Source organism: Catenulispora yoronensis (assembly GCF_039531695.1).
Taxonomy (GTDB): Bacteria; Actinomycetota; Actinomycetes; order Streptomycetales; family Catenulisporaceae; genus Catenulispora; species Catenulispora yoronensis.
On the sequence record NZ_BAAAQN010000083.1, the window covers coordinates 1 to 18,732 of the forward strand.

Annotated in this window: 14 protein-coding genes, 1 tRNA gene and 1 pseudogene; 9 read left to right on the top strand and 7 right to left on the bottom strand. The window is 69.2% G+C overall.

The window, feature by feature from the left end; genetic code table 11:
* Window positions 1–754 precede the first annotated feature (754 nt).
* Window positions 755–1,936 (bottom strand): winged helix DNA-binding domain-containing protein, encoded by a 1,182-nt coding sequence (locus ABD481_RS41885; protein WP_344671481.1) that lies wholly within the window; start codon window positions 1,934–1,936, stop codon window positions 755–757.
* Window positions 1,933–2,166 (bottom strand): SCO4848 family membrane protein, encoded by a 234-nt coding sequence (locus ABD481_RS41890; RefSeq protein ID WP_344671482.1) that lies wholly within the window; start codon window positions 2,164–2,166, stop codon window positions 1,933–1,935. Before ABD481_RS41890 ends, ABD481_RS41885 begins: the two co-directional genes overlap by 4 nt.
* 121 nt (window positions 2,167–2,287) lie before the next feature.
* Here ABD481_RS41890 and dnaE point away from each other — a divergent pair, with 121 nt between their 5' ends.
* The 6 genes from dnaE (at window position 2,288) to ABD481_RS41920 (ending at window position 8,717) form a co-directional block, all read left to right on the top strand.
* Window positions 2,288–5,854, top strand: a complete 3,567-nt coding sequence (gene dnaE / locus ABD481_RS41895; protein WP_344671483.1) for a DNA polymerase III subunit alpha — start codon at window positions 2,288–2,290, stop codon at window positions 5,852–5,854.
* A 124-nt stretch (window positions 5,855–5,978) separates the two neighbouring features.
* Window positions 5,979–6,593: a nitroreductase family protein gene (locus tag ABD481_RS41900; protein ID WP_344671484.1), complete on the top strand. Its 615-nt coding sequence runs from the start codon at window positions 5,979–5,981 to the stop codon at window positions 6,591–6,593.
* 79 nt (window positions 6,594–6,672) lie between these two features.
* Entirely contained in the window at window positions 6,673–7,500 is an 828-nt protein-coding gene (locus tag ABD481_RS41905; protein WP_344671485.1) for an inositol monophosphatase family protein, read from the top strand.
* 124 nt (window positions 7,501–7,624) lie between these two features.
* On the top strand, window positions 7,625–7,942 hold the full coding sequence (locus ABD481_RS41910; RefSeq protein ID WP_344671486.1) for an ArsR/SmtB family transcription factor: 318 nt from the start codon (window positions 7,625–7,627) through the stop codon (window positions 7,940–7,942).
* Window positions 7,939–8,454, top strand: coding sequence for an SRPBCC domain-containing protein (locus tag ABD481_RS41915; RefSeq protein WP_344671487.1), 516 nt, complete (start codon window positions 7,939–7,941; stop codon window positions 8,452–8,454). Before ABD481_RS41910 ends, ABD481_RS41915 begins: the two co-directional genes overlap by 4 nt.
* 178 nt (window positions 8,455–8,632) lie before the next feature.
* Window positions 8,633–8,717: transfer RNA gene (locus ABD481_RS41920), tRNA-Tyr, on the top strand.
* Between the two features lie 17 nt (window positions 8,718–8,734).
* Here ABD481_RS41920 and ABD481_RS41925 read toward each other — a convergent pair.
* The 3 genes from ABD481_RS41925 to ABD481_RS41935 all read right to left on the bottom strand — a co-directional run bounded on the left by ABD481_RS41925 (window position 8,735) and on the right by ABD481_RS41935 (window position 11,966).
* Entirely contained in the window at window positions 8,735–9,106 is a 372-nt protein-coding gene (locus ABD481_RS41925) for a hypothetical protein (RefSeq protein WP_344671488.1), read from the bottom strand.
* A complete protein-coding gene (locus tag ABD481_RS41930; RefSeq protein WP_344671489.1) occupies window positions 9,103–10,359 on the bottom strand; it encodes a helix-turn-helix domain-containing protein in 1,257 nt (418 codons plus the stop codon). Before ABD481_RS41930 ends, ABD481_RS41925 begins: the two co-directional genes overlap by 4 nt.
* 443 nt (window positions 10,360–10,802) lie before the next feature.
* Window positions 10,803–11,966, bottom strand: coding sequence for an AfsR/SARP family transcriptional regulator (locus ABD481_RS41935; RefSeq protein WP_344671490.1), 1,164 nt, complete (start codon window positions 11,964–11,966; stop codon window positions 10,803–10,805).
* A gap of 143 nt (window positions 11,967–12,109) precedes the next feature.
* On the opposite strand from ABD481_RS41935, the gene ABD481_RS41940 reads away from it, so the two are divergent.
* Together ABD481_RS41940 and ABD481_RS41945 are read left to right on the top strand one after the other, a co-directional pair.
* Window positions 12,110–13,456, top strand: a complete 1,347-nt coding sequence (locus ABD481_RS41940; protein ID WP_344671491.1) for a hypothetical protein — start codon at window positions 12,110–12,112, stop codon at window positions 13,454–13,456.
* Window positions 13,457–13,709: 253 nt separating this feature from the next.
* On the top strand, window positions 13,710–14,918 hold the full coding sequence (locus ABD481_RS41945) for a phospholipase D-like domain-containing protein (protein WP_425559406.1): 1,209 nt from the start codon (window positions 13,710–13,712) through the stop codon (window positions 14,916–14,918).
* Window positions 14,919–15,005: 87 nt separating this feature from the next.
* Here the strand turns inward: ABD481_RS41945 and ABD481_RS41950 are convergent, their stop codons facing one another.
* Window positions 15,006–15,869 carry an NAD(P)H-binding protein gene (locus tag ABD481_RS41950; protein WP_344671492.1) on the bottom strand — a complete coding sequence of 288 codons (864 nt, stop codon included), beginning with the start codon at window positions 15,867–15,869 and terminating at the stop codon, window positions 15,006–15,008.
* A gap of 125 nt (window positions 15,870–15,994) precedes the next feature.
* Between ABD481_RS41950 and ABD481_RS41955 the strand changes: the two are divergent.
* A pseudogene (locus ABD481_RS41955) lies at window positions 15,995–16,936 on the top strand (helix-turn-helix transcriptional regulator); the annotation flags it as partial.
* Between the two features lie 283 nt (window positions 16,937–17,219).
* Here ABD481_RS41955 and ABD481_RS41960 read toward each other — a convergent pair.
* Window positions 17,220–18,668, bottom strand: coding sequence for a class II fumarate hydratase (locus ABD481_RS41960; protein WP_344671493.1), 1,449 nt, complete (start codon window positions 18,666–18,668; stop codon window positions 17,220–17,222).
* Window positions 18,669–18,732 lie beyond the last annotated feature (64 nt).

Here is an 18,732-nt window from a genome sequence, read left to right on the forward strand (position 1 = left end):
CAGGTATCAAGTCCATGCCGGAACCTTGTTGTTCTAGCGCTGCGGTTGGGCTTGCATGAACTTGACACCTGGTCGGCGGTACTGTAGGCAAAGCCCTGCCGACGTGACCGAGGAGAACAAACCAAAAACCCAGGCAGAGAGCTGACAATCACTGGGGAGGGGGCTGAGCGCCTTGCTGACTACGGCCGCCGGGAAGGTTCAAAGCAAAAGCGGCGGACAGCTGAAGGCCTCCCGCACCAGCATCCCAAAGACCTGCCGCGCCGGTACCTCAGAAACCTGCCTCACCCGGCGGCCGAAGGTTTGCCTACCGGCGGCCGGATGGCTGAAGTGACCGCCCACCGCCCCCGGATCCTTCAGTCCTCTCCCGGGTTTTTGGTTTGTTCTCCTCGGTCACGTCGGCAGGGCTTTGCCTACAGTACCGCCGACCAGGTGTCAAGTTCATGCAAGCCCAACCGCAGCGCTAGGACTCTTACCGCAGCGGCATGGACTTGATACCTGGGCGGCGGTGCTGTACCCGTAGGGCTGCCGACGTGAGCGAGGGGAACAAACCCCCACCCCACAAACCGCCAGCGCAGAGACTGACCAGACCACCCTATGGAGCTGGCGCCAGTTCTCCGAGGGATCCGAGGCCCTCGCCGGAGGCGCCTGCCTTACCCAGCTCTTGACTTTGACTGGCTTTTGACCTTCAGCTCTTGACCTTTGCCCCCCACCCCCCACCCCTCAACCCTCAGCCCCAACCAGCCGCACCCCACCCTCACCCCCCACTCAACTCCCGCTCCAACGGCACCCGAAACCTCGGCGTCACCCGCGTCTCCCCCAACAACCCCTCCCAGCGCTGAGCCTCAACCCCAACCGCCTTTACCGCATCACTCCCCACATCCCGCAGCACCCGCGTCGCGATCGTCCCGTCGGCGCGCTGAGCCCAGCCCCCGATCACCTCGCCGTTCCACCACACCGTTGGGCCGACGTTGCCCGCGCGGTCGAACAGTTGAGGGCGTAGCGCCTCCGGCAGATACCACTCGCGGGATTGCCAGCCCATCGCCGTCGGGTCCAGCCCTGGCAGGAGTGCGGCCCAGGGTTCGGTCGTTGTTGTTGACCCCAGCCGGCCCGCAGGTTCCAGGTCGTCGGGGAGTAGCCAGCCGACGCCCTCGTGGAGTGCCACCTCGACCGCTGCGATCGCCTTCAGGGCCCGGCGGGCGTCGGTGACCTTCCATCCGGTCCACCACTTCAGGTCGGCCTCGGTGGCTGGTCCGAAGGTTCGGAGCCAGCGGCGGGCGAGTTGAGCTTGCGCCTCCGCCACCGGCATCTCGGTGTGGCCGGCGCCGGGTTCCCAGCGGTGCTGGCTCGACAGCCAGGAGCCGACCGGGCGGCCTCGGGTCACGGCGCCGTCGAAGCCGAGGACGCGGAGTACGCGCGCGGAGGCCGGCTGCCAGGTCTCCCACTTCGTGCCCTTGCCGTAGAGGACCTTGTCGCGCAGGCCCGGGACCGCTTTGCCCAGCTCGGCGCCGGTGGCGGTGCCGCGGCGGCGGACTTCGGCGAGGGTCTCCGTCTCGACGCGGTCCAGCCAGGTCTCGTCGAGGCCGGCGTCGCGGGCGCTTTTCATCAGGTTCGCGCGTTCCTTGGCCCACAGCTCGCGGGTGATCGACGCCTGCACGACGGAGGCCAGGTCGGCCGGGAACACGAACAGCGTCTGGCGCATTCCGTGCATGCGGACCAGGGTGCGGTCGTCGTAGAGGGCCCGTTCGACCTCGGCGGTGGCGGGCTCGGCCAGGCGGGCCAGTGCCGTCAAGTAGACGGTCGCGGCGTCCGTCGCGTGGAGCGCCACCAGCGCCTCGGCCACGTCCTCGGCGGTGGCCGCTCGCCGGCTCGGCGCCAGCAGGTGGCGGTCGGCCAGGCGGGCCCGGCGCTCGGCGGCGTCGACGGTGCGGAGGGTCACCCGTCCATCCTGCGCAGCGCCCGCACCGAGCGCCACCCGATAACGCCGATCGCGATCCCGGCGCTGACGGAGACCGCGACCAGGACCGCGTGGATCAGGAAGAACGAGGTCGGCCCGCCGTCCCAGGACCGGTGGTCCTGCCAGATGGCCTTCATGAACCGCGGCCAAATGATCAGCGACCACAGGCCGAACGCGACCAGGAACCACGACGCGACACGCCCGAGTTTCACTTGCTCTCCTCGCCTACCTGGGATCCAGAAAACCCTACCCGCCCGAGCGCCACGCCCCCCTCGCGACCTGTTTTAGACTTCACGTGCCCCGCCAGCCGCACCCCCGCAGGAGGATGTTCCCGTGTCTGATTCCTTCGTCCACCTGCACGTTCACACCGAGTACTCGATGCTCGACGGTGCGGCACGGTTGAAGGACATGTTCAAGCACGCGTCATCCCTCGGGATGCCGGCGGTGGCCATGACCGACCACGGGAACATGCACGGCGCGGCCGACTTCACCAAGCAGGCCCAGGGCGCCGGGGTGAAGCCGATCATCGGCATCGAGGCGTACGTGGCCCCGGAGTCGCGCTACAACCAGAAGCCGATCCGCTGGGGCCAGCCGCACCAGAAGTCCGACGATGTCTCCGGCGGCGGCCTGTACGGCCACGCCACCATCTGGGCACGGAACGTCACCGGCCTGCAGAACCTCACCAAGCTCTCCTCCCGCGCCTTCACCGAGGGCTTCGCGCGCAAGTACCCGCGCATGGACGCCGAGCTGATGGCCGAGCACTCCGAGGGCCTGATGGCCACCACCGGCTGCCCCTCCGGCTTCGTCCAGACCCGGCTGCGCCTGGGCCACGAGAAGGAGGCCCTGGAGGCGGCGGCGCAGTACCAGGACATCTTCGGCAAGGACAACTTCTACCTGGAGCTGATGGACCACGGCCTCGACATCGAGACCCGGGTCCGCGAGGGCCTGCTGGACATCGGCCGCAAGCTCAACATCCCGCCGGTGGTGACCAACGACTCGCACTACACCTACCGCGAGGAGTCCGTCGCCCACGACGCCCTGCTGTGCATCCAGACCGCCTCCAACATCGCCGACCCGGACCGCTTCAAGTTCGGCGGCGACGGCTACTACCTGAAGACCGCCGACGAGATGCGCGCCCTCAACAGCGACGACGTCTGGCAGGAGGGCTGCCGGAACACGCTGCTGATCGCGGAGAAGGTGGACCCGGAGGGCATGTTCGCCTACCGGAACCTGATGCCGCGCCTGGAGGCGCCGGACGGCCTCACCGAGGACCAGTGGTTCCGCAAACTCGCCTACGACGGCCTGAACAAGCGCTTCCCGGCCGGCGTCCCGGACCAGAAGACCTACCACGACCGCCTGGAGTTCGAGCTCGACGTCATCCTGTCGATGGGCTTCCCCTCCTACTTCATCGTGGTCGCGGACTTCATCAACTGGGCCAAGGACAACGGCATCGCCGTGGGCCCGGGCCGCGGTTCGGCCGCGGGATCGCTGGTGGCGTGGTCGCTCGGCATCACCGACGTCGACCCGATCCCCTTCGACCTCCTCTTCGAGCGGTTCCTGAACCCCGACCGGGTCACCCCGCCCGACATCGACATCGACTTCGACGACCGCCGCCGCTCGGACGTGATCCGCTACGTCACCGAGAAGTACGGCGAGGACAAGGTCGCGATGATCGCCACCTTCGGGCGGATCAAGGCCAAGGCCGCCGTGAAGGACTCCAGCCGCATCCTGGGCTACCCCTTCGCGATGGGCGACCGGATCACCAAGGCGCTGCCGCCGGACGTGATGGGCAAGTCGATGCCGCTGTCCGGCGTGTTCGACAGCAACCACCCGCGCTACGGCGAGGCCGGCGAGATCCGCGGCATGTACGAGCAGGACCCGGACGTCAAGAAGGTGATCGACACCGGCCGCGGCGTCGAGGGCCTGATCCGCCAGCCCGGCGTGCACGCGGCCGGCGTGATCATCTCCCCGGAGACCATCACCGACCACGTCCCGGTCATGATGCGCCCGGCCGACGGCGTCATCATCACGCAGTTCGACTATCCGACCTGCGAGGAAATCGGCCTGATCAAGATGGACTTCCTCGGCCTGAGGAACCTGACGATCATCACCGACGCTCTGACCAACGTCGAGACCACCACCGGCGCCCGCCTGAACACCCTGGAGTTCCCGCTCGACGACCCGCTGACCTACGAGCTGCTGTGCCGCGGCGACACCCTCGGCGTGTTCCAGCTGGACGGCGGCCCGCTGCGCTCGCTGCTGCGCCAGATGCGCCCGGACAACTTCGAGGACGTCTCGGCCATCATCGCCCTGTACCGCCCCGGCCCGATGGGCGCCAACTCGCACATCAACTACGCCGAGCGCAAGAACAACCGGCAGCCGATCACGCCGATCCACCCGGAGCTGGAGGAGCCGCTCAAGGAGGTGCTCGGCGTCAGCTACGGCCTGATCATCTACCAGGAGCAGGTGATGGCGGCCGCGCGGGTGCTCGCCGGCTACTCCCTGGCCCAGGCCGACCTGCTGCGCCGGGCGATGGGCAAGAAGAAGAAGGAAGTCCTCGACAAGGAGTACGTGGGCTTCGAGAAGGGCATGGCCGACAACGGGTACTCGGCCCAGGCCACCAAGGCGGTGTGGGACGTCCTGGTCCCGTTCGCCGACTACGCGTTCAACAAGTCGCACTCGGTGGCCTACGGGTTCATCGCGTATCAGACCGCGTATCTCAAGGCCCACTATCCGGCCGAGTACATGGCCGCGCTGCTCACCTCCACGGCCACCGACAAGGACCGCTCGGCCATCTACCTGGCCGAGTGCCGCCGGATGGGCATCAAGGTGCTGCCGCCGGACGTCAACGACTCGCTGCACCAGTTCACCCCGGTCGGCTCGGACATCCGCTTCGGCCTCGGCGCCATCCGCAACGTCGGCGAGAACGTGGTCTCCTCGGTCATCGCCACCCGCAAGGCCAAGGGCCGGTTCACCTCCTTCAACGACTTCCTGGCCAAGGTGGACCTCCCGGTCTGCAACAAGCGGACGATCGAGTCGCTGATCAAGGCCGGCGCCTTCGACTCCCTGGGCCACTCCCGCCGCGGCCTGATCGAGCAGCACGAGCGCGCCATCGACTCGGTGGTGGACGTCAAGAAGCAGGAGGCGCTGGGCCAGGACTCGCTGTTCGGCTCGCTGCTGGACGGCGGCCAGGAGGCCATCACCGGCGGCGTCGAGCTGGCCTTCTCCGACATCGAGTGGGACAAGAAGGTGCTGCTCGGCTTCGAGCGGGAGATGCTGGGCCTGTACGTCTCGGACCATCCGCTCTCCGGCGTGGAGCACGTCCTGGCCTCCAAGGCCGACTGCTCGATCGCCTCGCTCACCTCCGACAGCGAGCGCGCCGACGGCTCGATCGTGACCATCGCCGGCATCGTCTCGGGCCTGGCCCGCAAGGTCACCAAGCAGGGCAACACCTGGGCCGCGGCCGCCATCGAGGACCTCGAGGGCGGCATCGAGACCATGTTCTTCCCGCAGACCTACCAGCTCTACGCCACCCAGCTGGCCGAGGACGCGGTGGTGGTGGTCAAGGGCCGCCTGGACCGCCGCGACGAGGTGCCGAAGCTGATCGCGATGGAGGTGGCGATGCTCGACATCTCCTCGGCCGGCAGCAGCGCCCCGGTGGTGCTGCACGTCTCCGAGGCCCGGGTGATCCCGGCCACCGTGGAGCGGCTGAAGCGGATCCTGACCAGCCACCCGGGCACCACGCCGGTGCGCATGCACCTGCGCAGCCGGGACGAGAAGGTGGTCCGCTACCAGCTCGGCGACAACCTGCGGGTGTCGAACTCGCCGGCCCTGAGCTCGGACCTGAAGGTGCTGCTCGGCGCCGGATGCTTCGGCTCGGAGCCGGCGGCGGCCGAGTAGCGTCGGTCGCGGTGGGTCGCAATGAGTCGCGCCGGGTGGCGCTGAGGGGGGCGCCGCGGGGGGCTGAGGGGGGCGCCGAGCAGCGCTGAGAGGCGCCGAGTCAAGCCGAGCAAGGGACAGGAACATGGAATTCCAGGACGTGATCCGCAAGCGCAAGATGGTGCGGGCGTTCACCACCGAGCCGATCGCGCCGGAGGCCGCGGACCGGCTGCTGCGCGCCGCGAACCGGGCGCCGTCGGCCGGCTTCTCGCAGGGCTATGCGATGCTGGTGCTGGAGTCGGAGACGGACCGCACGGCCTTCTGGACCGCGATGGACCCCGAGGACGACTACGCCGGCACGCCGCTGCGCAACGCGCAGATGATCGTGATCCCCTGCTCCAACAAGGACATCTACCTCGACCGCTACGCCCGGGAGGACAAGGGCTGGACCGACCGCGACGAGGCCCGGTGGCCGGTTCCCTTCTGGCACATCGACACCGGCATGCTGACGATGCTGTTGCTGCTGGCCGTCGTCGAGGAGGGCCTGGGGGCGCTGTACTTCGGGATCCCGCCGTCGGTGATCGGCGCGGTCCGCGAGCAGTTCCGGATCCCGGACGACTTCACGCCGATCGGGGCGGTCGCCATCGGCCACCCGGACCAGGACCGGGACGCGAAGCAGCGGACGTCGCGCAAGACGATCGCGCGGCGCACGGTGGAGGACATCACGCACCGGGGCCGGTGGGGTTCAGCAGAGGCCTGACAGCCCCTCACCCCCCTCACCGGTCCGATGCGTGGACCGAGGATGACCGGCCCTTGCCGTCGTCTGCGAGAGTGAGGGAGTGATTTCCCTCGCGGACCTGGCAGAAGTCGAAGACATCATCCGTTCCGTCAATGAAGCAGTGGTCCTGCCGCGGTTTCGGAGCCTGCGCGACTCCGACATCGCCATGAAGGGCCCCATGGACCCGGTCACGGTCGCCGACCGGGAGGCCGAGGAACTGCTCCGCGACCGCCTCACCGCCTTCCTGCCCGGCTCGGTGGTGGTCGGCGAGGAGGCGGTGTCCGACGACCCGCTGGCCCTACGCGCGCTGACCGGTCCGGCGCCGGTGTGGATCGTCGACCCGATCGACGGCACCCGCAACTTCGTGGCCGGCTCCAGCCGGTTCTCCACGCTGGTGGCGCTGTCGGTGGAGGGCGTGCTGCAGGCGTCGTGGTCGTACGCGCCGGTGCTGGGCCGCGTCGGCACAGCGCTGGCCGGCCAGGGGGCCTGGGTGGACGGCGCGCCGGCCCGGGTGGCGGCGGCGAGCGAGCCGCCCGCGCTGCCGGTGACCACCTCGCACCCGGTGTGGTGGCCGGCCGGCTACGGCCGGAGCTACGACGCCCTGAACGCCGCGGGCCTGGACGTCCGCTACTTCGACGCGTGCGGGATCGAGTACCTGGACCTGGCCGTCGGCCGGCGCTCGGCGATGATCCTGACCTGGGAGCACTGCTGGGACCACGCCGCCGGCCTGCTGCTGGTCGCCGAGGCCGGCGGCCACGTCGCGGCGCTGGACGGCAGCGCGGTGCGGCTGGCGGGCGGCAACGCGCTGCCGTTCGTCGCGTCCAGCGACGCGGCGGGCAACGCGCTGATCCGGCAGCTCATCACGGGGTCGGCGCAGTCTGTGGCGTGAACGTACGTCGCTGCGGTGGCCTGAAGGTACGTCGCTGCGGTGGGGTTCGCGGTTCCGGGCCGCGAACCCACACCTCCACTATATTCCTTGACGGGCATATAACCGAAGAGGCAAACTCGATGCCATGACCGTCGCCGCCGCCTTCCAAGCCCTGGCCGAGCCTCGCCGCCTGGCCCTCCTGGAGCTGTTGCGCGACGGCGAGAAGTCGGTGGGCGAGCTCGCCGAGCGCCTGGACGCCAGCCAGCCGGCGGTGTCCAAGCACCTGCGGGCCCTGAAGGAGGCCGGGCTGGTGGAGGTGCGGCCGGACGCGCAGCACCGCTTCTACCGCATACGCCCGGAGCCCCTGGCCGAGGTGGACGACTGGCTGGCGCAGTACCGCTGGCTGTGGAACCGGAGCCTGGACCGCCTGGAAGCCCACCTGGAGCAGCGGAGGAAGACATGAGCGACACCCCGGCGACCCTGACCACCCCCGGCCCCCAGGGCGCGGCCGTCCGCCTGGAGCGCGTCCTGCCCGACCCCCCGGAGGTGGTGTGGCGCGCCCTCACCGAACGGGACCAGCTCAAGGCCTGGTTCCCCTGCGACGTGATCGTCGCCGGCGGAGCCTGGCGACCGGGCGCGGCCATCTCCTTCCCCTTCGGCCCGGAACCGGACGCCCTGACCCTGACCGGCGAGGTCCTCGAAGTCCGCGAACCCGAACTCCTGGCCTTCACCTGGGCCGACGAGACCCTCCGCTTCGAACTCACCCCCCACCCCTCCGGCACCCACCTGGTCCTCATCGACGAACTACGCCCCGGCATCGCCGCCCGCAACGCCGCCGGCTGGGACGTGTGCCTGGACCGCTTGCTGGGCCGCGATCCGGCCGACGACGCCTGGCGCGGCCTGTTCGAGCGGTACACGGCCGCGTTCGCGCCGACGCTGGGCGCGCAGGAGGGGCCGCCGGAGGGCTTGGGGTAGGGGGACGGCGGGGGCGGTGGCGGCGGTGGCGCTTGCGATTGCGGAAAAAGCCGTTGGGCCGATGCCCCGGGCAGCCCTACCGTGGGACGCGCAACAGCGGCACGGGCTTTCGGGACGACTCTTCGGGTCTGCCTTTCGAGGCGACCTTTGGAGGCGACCTTCCGACCGGCCGCATCGTGCGGGTGCGCCGGAGTGGGAGAGCCGGGCCTGGCTGTAACCCAGGTGGCCTCGTGCCTGAGCAGGTTCGAATCCTGCCGCCCGCACCCGACGTGCGCCGCGACTAACCTCGCTCCACAGCCTCGAAAATGTCGCTATTCGTCTCCCGCTGCCACTCGGGCTGTTCACTCCAGTCCGCCACGTAGCTCGGCTTCGGGTCGCCGAAGTGCTTGTAGATCTGGGCGATCCAGCACAGCGACACAAACCGGCCTTTCTGCTCACGGGTCAGTTTGGCGGCACTGCCTTCACTCACCTGAAGGAACGCCCGCAATTGCTCGCACACCGTGGCAGCCGCCTGCCGTTCCCATTCAGGCGTCTCTTCCCAACGCGCGATATAGCCAGGCTTGGGCTCACCGGGGTAGTGCTTCTTCACGCCTGCGATCCACGCCTCACGGAACACGCGGCCGGCTTCTTCGGACAAGGCTCTCCCTTTCATCTTCCAGCGACGGGGAACGCTGAGATCGCTTCGCTCAGGTCATGGATCTGGCTGTCGGTAACGAGCGGTGTGAGTTGGTTGTTCAGCGCGTGGAGCTTCCGCCCGATGTACCCCGACCCCGTTGCATCAGCCAGCTCGAGAGCCGCGCTGCCGTAGTGCGCAGTCTGGCCGACGTCATTGCGCTGCATACCGAGCACAGCAAGATCAACGAGTACGCTTCCGCGTCGACGAGCGGAGAGCTTCTGACTCAACGCTGCGATGAGCGCGGACTCTGCACGGTCAGGATGTCCCAGCTCGATGTAGCACCTACCGCGCTCCTCAGCCAGGCGGGAATCATCGAACCGCAGCCAGCCACCGTTCTGGAATGCTCCGGTCATGGCGCTGACGGTCTCAGCCTCGTCGAGCGCCCGGCTGCACCCGTCGAAGTCTCCCGCACCGGCCAGGGCCTGCGCTCGCACTTGCGCCACCCAATAGCGAGTAGAGAGCTGATTGTCACCGCGCTTGGCGAGCGAGGAAGCGACGTTCAGGAGCGGGAGCGTCTGCGTGAAGTGCTGCTCGGACATGGCGACGAAGGCGTGACGAGTCAGCGCACAGGCCCACAGGTCGAAAGCCTTCGCCTCCTTGCTCGCGCTGGCGGCCAAGGTGTAGCAGTGTCCGGCATCAACCAGGCGATTACTGTCGAAGAAGACCTCACCGGCGAGCTGGAACAGGTCGCCCGCCAGGGCGCACAGCTTTTCATGGGTCGCAATGCCTTGGTTGCGCTCCAATGCCGCAGTGAGCAGCCCCAGCTGCTGCCGGACGAGCGGGTACACCGCGCGCTTGGATTGCGACAGCGCAAAGGCCTGCCACAAATGGCTGTTCATCTGCTCGAGTTCGTCGATCGACTCCGGCATGACATGGCGTTCCGCACCATCGAGCTGCGGGACGGCAACGAGCGCGCCCGCGATGCTCAGCAGCTGAAGCAGCTCCCGACGGTTCATGTCACTATCTATGACTTCCAGTTCAGAAGGCGCCGGCAGACTGACCGTGCCCGCTGGCGTGGTGGCCGGTGTCCGTAGCAGCGTCATCAGCTCTCTGGTGCTGACTTCGAGGATACGGGCAAGCTTGGGACGGATGTACGGTTGCGGATCAGTCCCGCCGAGCTCCCACCGAACGACCGTCGAACGTTCTACGCCGAGCGCCTCGGCGAGCGTCTCTTGTGTGAACCCAAGGGCCTTGCGACGTTCGGCGAATCGGCGGCGCTTCGTCGGCATGACCCTCCTTCTGGCGATCTACCTTGAGTGACGTTTTCCGCGCTCAGAGTACGGGATGCGTCATCGATGCGCCTCGAATGCGCCATTTTCGATCTGTTGGGCACCGAATGCCGATGCCTTACTTCTTGTGGGGCGTGGTTGCGCGGCCCCGTCGATCGCATGGCAAGGATTTTCGATCATGGTGAGTGTGCCCCGCCGACAAGCATCGGTCACGAACAGCGAATCCCGGAATCGCTATGCCGCCCTTCCGATTGAAGGTACGCAGATTGTCCGCCAGGTTCGGGGGCCGAACGAAGCCCCGGGTTTCGCTGTGCGTTGCTGCTGTGGATACCGGGCCGGGCCGTGGAACGGCGTCGAAGCGGCCGAGGCGGCCAGGGCGCTTCACGCCGACGCCTGCCACTGGCCGAAGCCGTGACTTCAGCCGCCCGCACCCACCACCCCCCTCAATGATCATCCACCTTCAACACATACAACCCCAGCACCTTCCCCTCCGCATCAAGCGTCACCCGCCCCTTCATCCGCGCGGTCTCGTAGATCAGCGGGATCTCGACCACCGTCCGTAGGCCCGCGCGGCGGACTCTGGGTATGCCTGACATTCGTTGGAAGGCGCCCATCTTCCGTTCCAGGTTGTCGCGGGCGCCGGCCAGGTGTTCGATGGTGGCGACTTCGGCGAGGGGGGCGCTGAACCAGGGCCAGAGGCGGTCGAAGCGGCCGGTGACGAAGGCGGCGAGGGTCAGGGAGGCGCGTTCTACGGCTTCGTCGATCGCGTGGAGGGATTCCAGGGCCACTACTGGGGCGGCTGTGTGGGGGGAGCCGTTGCCGTGGGTGGCTTTGGAGGTGCCGCCGTCGAGGATGCGGCGGTGGAGGGCTCGGAGTTCGGCGCCGGGTTCTATGCCTAGTTCGGCGATGAGGGCTCGGCGGGCGTCTTGGTAGACCGCCAGGGCTTCGGCGCGGCGGCCGCTGCCTTCCAGGGCCAGCATGAGTTGGGCGTGGAAGTGTTCGTAGAGCGGGTGCCGTTTCACGAGTTCGCGTAGGCGGGGTATCACGTCGCCGTGGCGGCCGAGGGCCAGGTCGGCCTCGCAGCGGTCGTCCAGGACCTGGAGGCGCAGCTGTTCCAGGTACGGGACGCAGGCGTCGCGCAGGCGTTGGGACGGCACGTCGACCAGCGGCTGTCCGCGCCACAGGCGCATGGCGCGTTCGGCCGCGCTCGCCGCCACGGCCCAGCTGCCGCCGGCCAGGGCGACCGCGGCGCGGCCGCAGGCGGTCTCGAAGGCGAGGGTGTCGAGTTCGCCGACGGCGACGCGGCAGAGGTAGCCCGGCGGCTTCGTCACGATGCGGTCCGCGGCGGGGCCCAGGGCCCGGCGCAGCCGCAGGACGTAGACCCGCACGGTGCGGGCCGCGTCCGCCGGTGGTTCGCCGTCCCAGAGGATGTCGCAGAGCTCGTCGACCGAGACCGGATGGTTGGCGTGCAGCAGTAAGGCGGCAAGCAGCGTCCGCAGCCGGGATCCCGGGATGCGAACCTCCTGTCCGGACTCGTCGCTGACTAGGAACGGTCCGAGGATCGCCCAGTGCATCGTCTTCCCCTCGTCGGCGGCGTCGGTGGCCACGCGCCGTCAGTGTCCTGCTGTAGTCGCAATGTAGTCGGATTGTCACGCACTGCGCAGAGCCTGGTACCCAGCGCCACGGGCCGTGACCGGAGTCGGGGAAATCAAGGTCCTTCGACCGCGAGCCCTTAGAGAGGGGAAACCCCATGAATCCAGTCTCGCGACGCCGCTTGCTCGCGGGCGGAGCGGTGGCGGGAACCAGTGCCGCCGTTCCTCAAATACTTCAGACTGCGCGGGCCGACGCGCCGTCCGCGCCGCCCCCGGCGACCACTCCGACAGTAGTGGTCGGCGGACCCGCGAACGCCCAGTGGATCACCCCGTCGAACGACCCCACCGGGGTGCTCGACACCCCAGTGATCCAGGCCGGGCTGACGAGCGGAAGCGGAGTATGGCTCGCTCCCGGCGACTTCTACATCAACACCACGCTCACCTTCGCCGCGAACAACACCGTGCTCTACGGCCAGGGCCGCCGCGCCTCCCGGATCCACGTGGCCCCCGGGTTCACCGGGGCGCACGCCGTGGACCTCGGCGGCCATCAGTTTTGCGAGGTACGGGACCTCTCGATCGAGGCCCCGGCCGGCACGCTCGGCACGTCCACCCAGCTCAACGGCATCCACCTGGGCGGCGGCGGCATCCGCAATCGGATCGCAGGGGTCTACTTCCTCAACCTCAACGGCTGGGGCTTCACCTTCGACAGCACCACCGCCAACTGCGCGGGCCTGGTCCTGGAGGACCTGGTGGCGGACACCTGCGCGGGCGCGATCTCGTTGCGCGGCCCGGCCTCCCCGGCCTATCACGGCTCGGCGGCGATCATCGCCCCGTCGGCGGTGAACATGGGGACCGGCTCGGGCCCGCTGGCCGGCGCGCCGGCGTTCGCGTTCACCGACTTCGAGGACGTGACCTTCTTCGCCCATCCGGCGACCACGCCCCGCAACGGCGGCGGCGCGATCGTCATCACCGGCGACTGCGCGGCGCTGTTCTTCTACGGCGCCGACATGGGCGGCACGCCGAACAGCCCGGCGGTCGTCATCCAGGACGACGGCACGGCCTCGCCGACCGCCATCAGCTTCCACGGCGGCTTCCTCCAGCTGGCCTCGATCGGCGCTCAGATCATCGGTAGCGCGAGCAAGATCCTCTTCGAGGGCGTCCACTTCCAGCACAACCAGACCCACGGCCTGTCGATCGAGAACGCCGGCCCCGTGACCGCCACCGGTCACGACGTCCTGGTCTCGCGCTGCTTCTTCGCCGCGAACGGCAACGGCGCGACCGGCACCGACTACGACCTGAACTGGGCCGGGGGCAGCACCGGCGACGTGCTCGGCTGCCACTTCGGTTCGACGATCGTGAACCCGGTGATCCCGCCGCAAGCCCCCGGGGTGCGGTTCTCGGTCAACAACGCGACTGCGAACGTGCGCTACGAGCTGAACACGTTCCCCGCCACGAGCGACAACTACACCGCCGATCCGCCTTCTCACGTTCTGCCCACGCCCTGACGGGGCTCCTGGAAGGCTGGCCACGTGCCGGTCTTCCGGGCCCGACCAGCGCCATCACCCCCGTTCATCTAAAAGTCCTGCTAAATACCCTTTGCACGCTAAGCGCCGATCTGTACTTTCCGGTGTGGGTTCCCCCGGTACCCTCCGAACCCCACCATCAGGAGAGACGGAATGCTGAGATCCGCCCTCCGGCGCGTCGGCCTCCGCGATCTACAACTTCATCACCAGCGCCCAGAAGTCCATCGACGTGACGATGTACGAGCTGCGCGACACCACGGTGACGACGGCCCTGGTGAACAAGAAGAAGGCCGGGATCCCGGTCCGGGTGATCCTGGACGGGAAGCAGACCAGCGTGAACGGCGCCGCCTACAGCGCCCTGCAGGCCGGCGGCGTGAGCGTCGTCTACAGCTCCTCGGCGTTCACCTACACCCATCAGAAGACGATCACCGTCGACGGCGCCACCAAGACGCTGGACGTGCAGGAGGAGGAGTTCGGCGACACCGCGCTGATCAACGCGATCGTCGCGGCGGCGCAGCGCGGCGTGACAGTGCGCTGCGTGCTGGAGAACACCGGCGGCTCCTACAACTCGGAGATCAGCCAGGTCCAGGCCGCCGGGGTGCAGGTGATGCAGTACACGTCGCAGACCGGCTATTACATCCACGCCAAGGCGATCGTCGCCGACTACGGCACGGCGAACGCGAAGGTGTTCGCCGGCTCGGAGAACTTCTCCGACAACTCGCTGAACCACAACCGCGAACTCAGGCTGATCCTCACCGACAGTGGTGTGCTGTCCGGCATCGAGAACGCGTTCACCGCCGACTTCACCAAGGGCACGAGCACCGGCGTGACGGTCACCAACCCGGGCGCCCAGTCGGCCACCGTCGGCACCGCCGCCGGAACCAGCAGCGTGACCGTCACCGCGACGGACTCCACCGGCCCGTCGGGCACGGCGGCGTTCAGCTGGACGGTGACCGGCGCCTCGTCCTGCGGCAGCGCCAACCTGCTCGGAGACCCCGGTTTCGAGAACGGGACCAACGCGGCGCCGTGGACCGCGTCCTCCGGCGTCATCGCCAACAGCTCCAGCGAACCCGCCCGCACCGGCAGTTGGGACGCGTGGTTGGGCGGTACCGCCTCCGGCACCGGCACCCTGGCCCAGACCGTGGCGCTGCCGAGCGGCTGCACGACGTATACCTTCGGCTTCTGGATGCACATCGACACCTCGGAGACCAGCACCACGACCGCCTACGACACGCTCAAAGTGCAGGTCCTGAACAGCGCGGGCACCGTGCTGAGCACCCTGTACACCTACTCCAACAAGAACGCCAACACTGGTTACTCCCAGCACAACCTCTCGTTGGCGTCCTACGCCGGCCAGACCGTGACGCTGAAGCTCACCGCGACGAACGACTACGAGTACCCCACCTCGTTCGTGGTCGACGACACCTCGGTGACGACCAGCTGACGCTCTCTGGCCGATGAGTTCCCGGCCCGCGGAGGCCACCGCGGGCCGGGAACGCCTTCAGGACGCTGCGGCGTGGTCCTGGACCTTTCAGAACGCTGCGGCGTGGTCCTGGACCCACGTCGCGAAGCTCCGGGCCGGGTGTCCGGTGACCCGCTCCACGGCGTCCGTCACCGGGCGTGGGTTGCCGACGGAGGCGGCCCAGATGCCGATGATGTCGTCCAGGATCGGCGCCGGAACGTGCGCGCTCATCTGCTCGCGGACCGCGTCGACCGGCACCTCGACGAAGCGGATCGGGCGGTCGAGGACCTCGCCGAGGATCCGGGCCTGGTCGGCGTGCGTCAGGGACTCAGGGCCCGACAGGTGGTAGACACGGCCCGCGTGGCTGGTGGCCCCGACCTGGCCCGCCGGGTCAGCGCCGGTCAGCGCAGCGACGGCGACCTCGGCGATGTCCACCTCATGAATCGGCGACCCCGCGGCGGCGGCATACGCGCCGCGGACGTCGTCGCCAGCCTTCGTCTGGTAGCCCCACGGCAGGGTGTTGGCCGCGAAGACCTCGCCGCGCAGGAACGTCCACTCCAGGTCCGACGCCCGCAGCGCCTGCTCGGCCCGCCAGTGGTACTCGGCGATCGGGCCGCTCTGCGTCTCGGCGTCGTCGTCCACCGAGCCCGAGGACAGCAGCACGACGCGCCGCACGCCGGCCGCCTCCGCGGCGGCGACGAAGTCCGCGCCGGAGGCCGTGGGCACGGCCAGCAGGAACACCGCCTCGACCCCGGCCAGGGCCGCCCCCAGCGACGCCGCGTCGGCCAGGTCGCCCGCGACCGCGTCGACGCCGGCCGGCCACTGCGCCCGCTCCGGGTTCCGGCTCAGCGCCCGCACCTTGTGCCCGGCGGCGGCCAGCTGCTCGACGACGTTCCGGCCGACGTTCCCCGTGGCACCAGTGATCAAGAACATGAGATCTCCCCAGAGACTGCAATGGATGCGCGCTACCCGGATCGGGCTCGCATCAGCGAGACTAGAACCCCTTGCGGACAGGTTCTGTCCTCGATCCAGGAGCGATTCCAAGGAGTTCGGCGCCCATGCTCCAGACCTCGGCCCGGCTGCTCCGGCTGCTGTCGCTGTTGCAGTCCCGTCCCGACTGGCCCGGCGGCGAGCTGGCCGAACGCCTCGAAGTGACGCCCCGCACGGTCCGCCGCGACGTCGACCGGCTGCGCGACCTCGGCTACCCGGTGGAGTCCGCGCCGGGGACCGCGGGCGGCTACCGCCTCGGCGTCGGCGCCGCCCTGCCGCCGTTGCTGCTGGACGACGACGAGGCGGTCGCGGTGGCGGTGGGCCTGCGCGGAGCCGCCGCCGGATGGCTGACCGGGATCGAGGAGACCTCGCTGCGCGCCCTGAGCAAGATCGAGCAGATCCTGCCGTCGCGGCTGCGGCACCGGGTGGACTCGGTCCAGACCGCCATCATGCTGCTGCCGGGCGACTGCCCGGTGGTGGACGCCGCGCTGCTCATAGCCCTCGCCGGAGCCTGCCGGGCACACGAGGGCGTCCGCTTCCGCTACCGGGACCAGACGCGGCGCGTCGAGCCGTATCGGGTGGTCCGGGCCGGGCGGAACTGGTATCTGCTCGCCTACGACCTGGACCGGGACGACTGGCGGACGTTCCGCGTGGACCGCGTCGGCGGCCCGATCCAGCCGGGTGCGCGGTTCACGCCGCGGCCGGAGCCGGACGGCGACGCGGTGACGTACTTGTCGGACGCCATCACGCGCGCGCCCTATCGGTATCAGGCCACGATCTTGTTCCATGCGCCGGTGAAGGATGTCGCGGCCGGGACCACTCCCACCGCCGGCCGCCTGGAGGCGCGGGACGAGAATTCCTGCTTCTACTACACCGGCGCCGAGGCGCTGGACACCATCGCGGTCTACATCGCGTTGAAGGGCTTCGAGTTCGAGGTCATCGATCCGCCGGAGCTCCGCGACTACATAGCGGCGCTGGCCGCGCGGATGGACCGCGCGGTGGCGTCGACGGTCGCGCAGCCGGTTGCCGAGGCAGGCGACGAGCCCGCACCAGGTGCTGAACCGATTGCCAAACTAGGTGCCGAACCAGTTGCCGAGCCCGCCACCGACTCCGCCGCCGAACCGGCCACCGACTCCGCCACCGAACCGGGCACCGGGCAGGACGCCAAGCAGATCTCCGAGCAGGTCGGCGAACCGATCGCCGAACCGATCGCCGAGCAGGTCGCCGAACCGATTCCGGCCTAGAACCCGGCCGCCCCCTGGCTCGCCAACAAGCCCGTCGGACCCGAACCCCTCACTCGGCGTCCGGCGGCACCGTCATCGCCCTCGGGTCCACGATCCGGTCGAACTCCTCGGCGCTGAGGAATCCGCTGGCGATCGCCGCCTCCCGCAGCGTCGCCCTGGTCGTGTCCGCGCTGTGCGCGATCTGCGCGGCCTTGTCGTAGCCGATCTCCGGCGTCAGCGCCGTCACCAGCATCAGCGAGCGCCCCAGGTCGCGGTCGATGCGTTCACGGTTGAGCTCGATGCCTTCCAGGCAGAACACGCGGAAGTTGCGGGCCGCGTCGGTGAGGATGCGGGCCGAGTGCAGGAACGAGGAGGCGATCAGGGGTCGCATGGTGTTGAGTTCGAAGCTGCCGGAGGCGGCGGCGTGGGCCAGGGCCGAGTCGTCGGCCAGGACGCGGGTGCAGACCATCATGGTCGCTTCGCACTGGGTCGGGTTGACCTTGCCGGGCATGATCGAGCTGCCGGGTTCGTTCTCCGGGAGGCGGAGTTCGCCGAGGCCGGTGCGGGGGCCGGAGCCGAGCCAGCGGACGTCGTTGGCGATCTTGTGGAGCGCGGTGGCGACGCCGCGCAGGCCGGCCGAGGCCGCGGCCATGGCGTCGGCGCCGGCCAGGGCCGCGAACTTGTTCGGGGCGGTGACGAAGGGGTGGCCGGTCAGCTCGGCGAGTTCGGCGGCGAAGTGGCCGGCGAAGCCGCGGGGGGCGTTCAGGCCGGTGCCGACCGCGGTGCCGCCGGCGGCGAGTTCGTACAGGCCCGGCAGGGCTGTCTCCAGGCGGGCCGTGGTGGCGGCGATCTGCGCGGCGTAGCCGGACCATTCCTGGCCGACGGTGAGCGGGACCGCGTCCTGCAGGTGGGTGCGGCCGGTCTTCGGCACATCGGCCCATTTGCCGGCGTTGGCGTCCAGGGCGGCGTGCAGGGCGCGGAGTTCGGGCAGGACGCGGTCGTGGAGCGCCAGCACCGCCGCGACGTGGGTCGCGGTCGGGAAGCTGTCGTTGGAGGACTGGCCGAGGTTGACGTGGTCGTTGGGGTGGACCGGGGTCTTGCTGCCGAGGGTGCCGCCGACGAGTTGGATCGCGCGGTTGCTGATGACCTCGTTGACGTTCATGTTGGTCTGGGTGCCCGAACCGGTCTGCCAGACGAACAGGGGGAAGTGCTCGTCGAGGTCACCGGAGACGACCTCGGCGGCGACGCGGGCGATCAGGTCGGCCAGCCAGCCGGGCAGCCGGCCGGCCTTGCCGTTGACCAGCGCGGCGGCCATCTTCACGTGGCCGTAGGCGTGGTGGATGCCGGGCGGCATGTGGTCGTCGCCGATGGAGAAGTGCTCCAGGGAGCGCTGGGTCTGGGCGCCCCAGTAGCGGTCGGCCGGGACGTCGATCGCGCCGAGCGCGTCACTCTCGCGGCGCAGGCCGGTGGCGTCGATCCCGATCGGCAGGTCGAGGATCTCGGGAACTGGTCCGTCCATGCGGCAAGGTTATCGAGCATCCTTGAAATGCGCAGATCCGCGATGTGCACAAGAATTCGATCGA

What these genes read in the sequence shown, in the direction of transcription:
- ABD481_RS41900 (WP_344671484.1), top strand. Translation starts at nt 5,979, where the DNA reads ATGGAATTCCAGGACGTGATCCGCAAGCGCAAGATGGTGCGGGCGTTC.
- ABD481_RS41910 (WP_344671486.1), top strand. Translation starts at nt 7,625, where the DNA reads ATGACCGTCGCCGCCGCCTTCCAAGCCCTGGCCGAGCCTCGCCGCCTG.
- ABD481_RS41915 (WP_344671487.1), top strand. Translation starts at nt 7,939, where the DNA reads ATGAGCGACACCCCGGCGACCCTGACCACCCCCGGCCCCCAGGGCGCG.
- ABD481_RS41925 (WP_344671488.1), bottom strand. Translation starts at nt 9,106, where the DNA reads ATGAAAGGGAGAGCCTTGTCCGAAGAAGCCGGCCGCGTGTTCCGTGAG.
- ABD481_RS41930 (WP_344671489.1), bottom strand. Translation starts at nt 10,359, where the DNA reads ATGCCGACGAAGCGCCGCCGATTCGCCGAACGTCGCAAGGCCCTTGGG.
- ABD481_RS41940 (WP_344671491.1), top strand. Translation starts at nt 12,110, where the DNA reads ATGAATCCAGTCTCGCGACGCCGCTTGCTCGCGGGCGGAGCGGTGGCG.
- ABD481_RS41945 (WP_425559406.1), top strand. Translation starts at nt 13,710, where the DNA reads ATGTACGAGCTGCGCGACACCACGGTGACGACGGCCCTGGTGAACAAG.
- ABD481_RS41950 (WP_344671492.1), bottom strand. Translation starts at nt 15,869, where the DNA reads ATGTTCTTGATCACTGGTGCCACGGGGAACGTCGGCCGGAACGTCGTC.
- ABD481_RS41960 (WP_344671493.1), bottom strand. Translation starts at nt 18,668, where the DNA reads ATGGACGGACCAGTTCCCGAGATCCTCGACCTGCCGATCGGGATCGAC.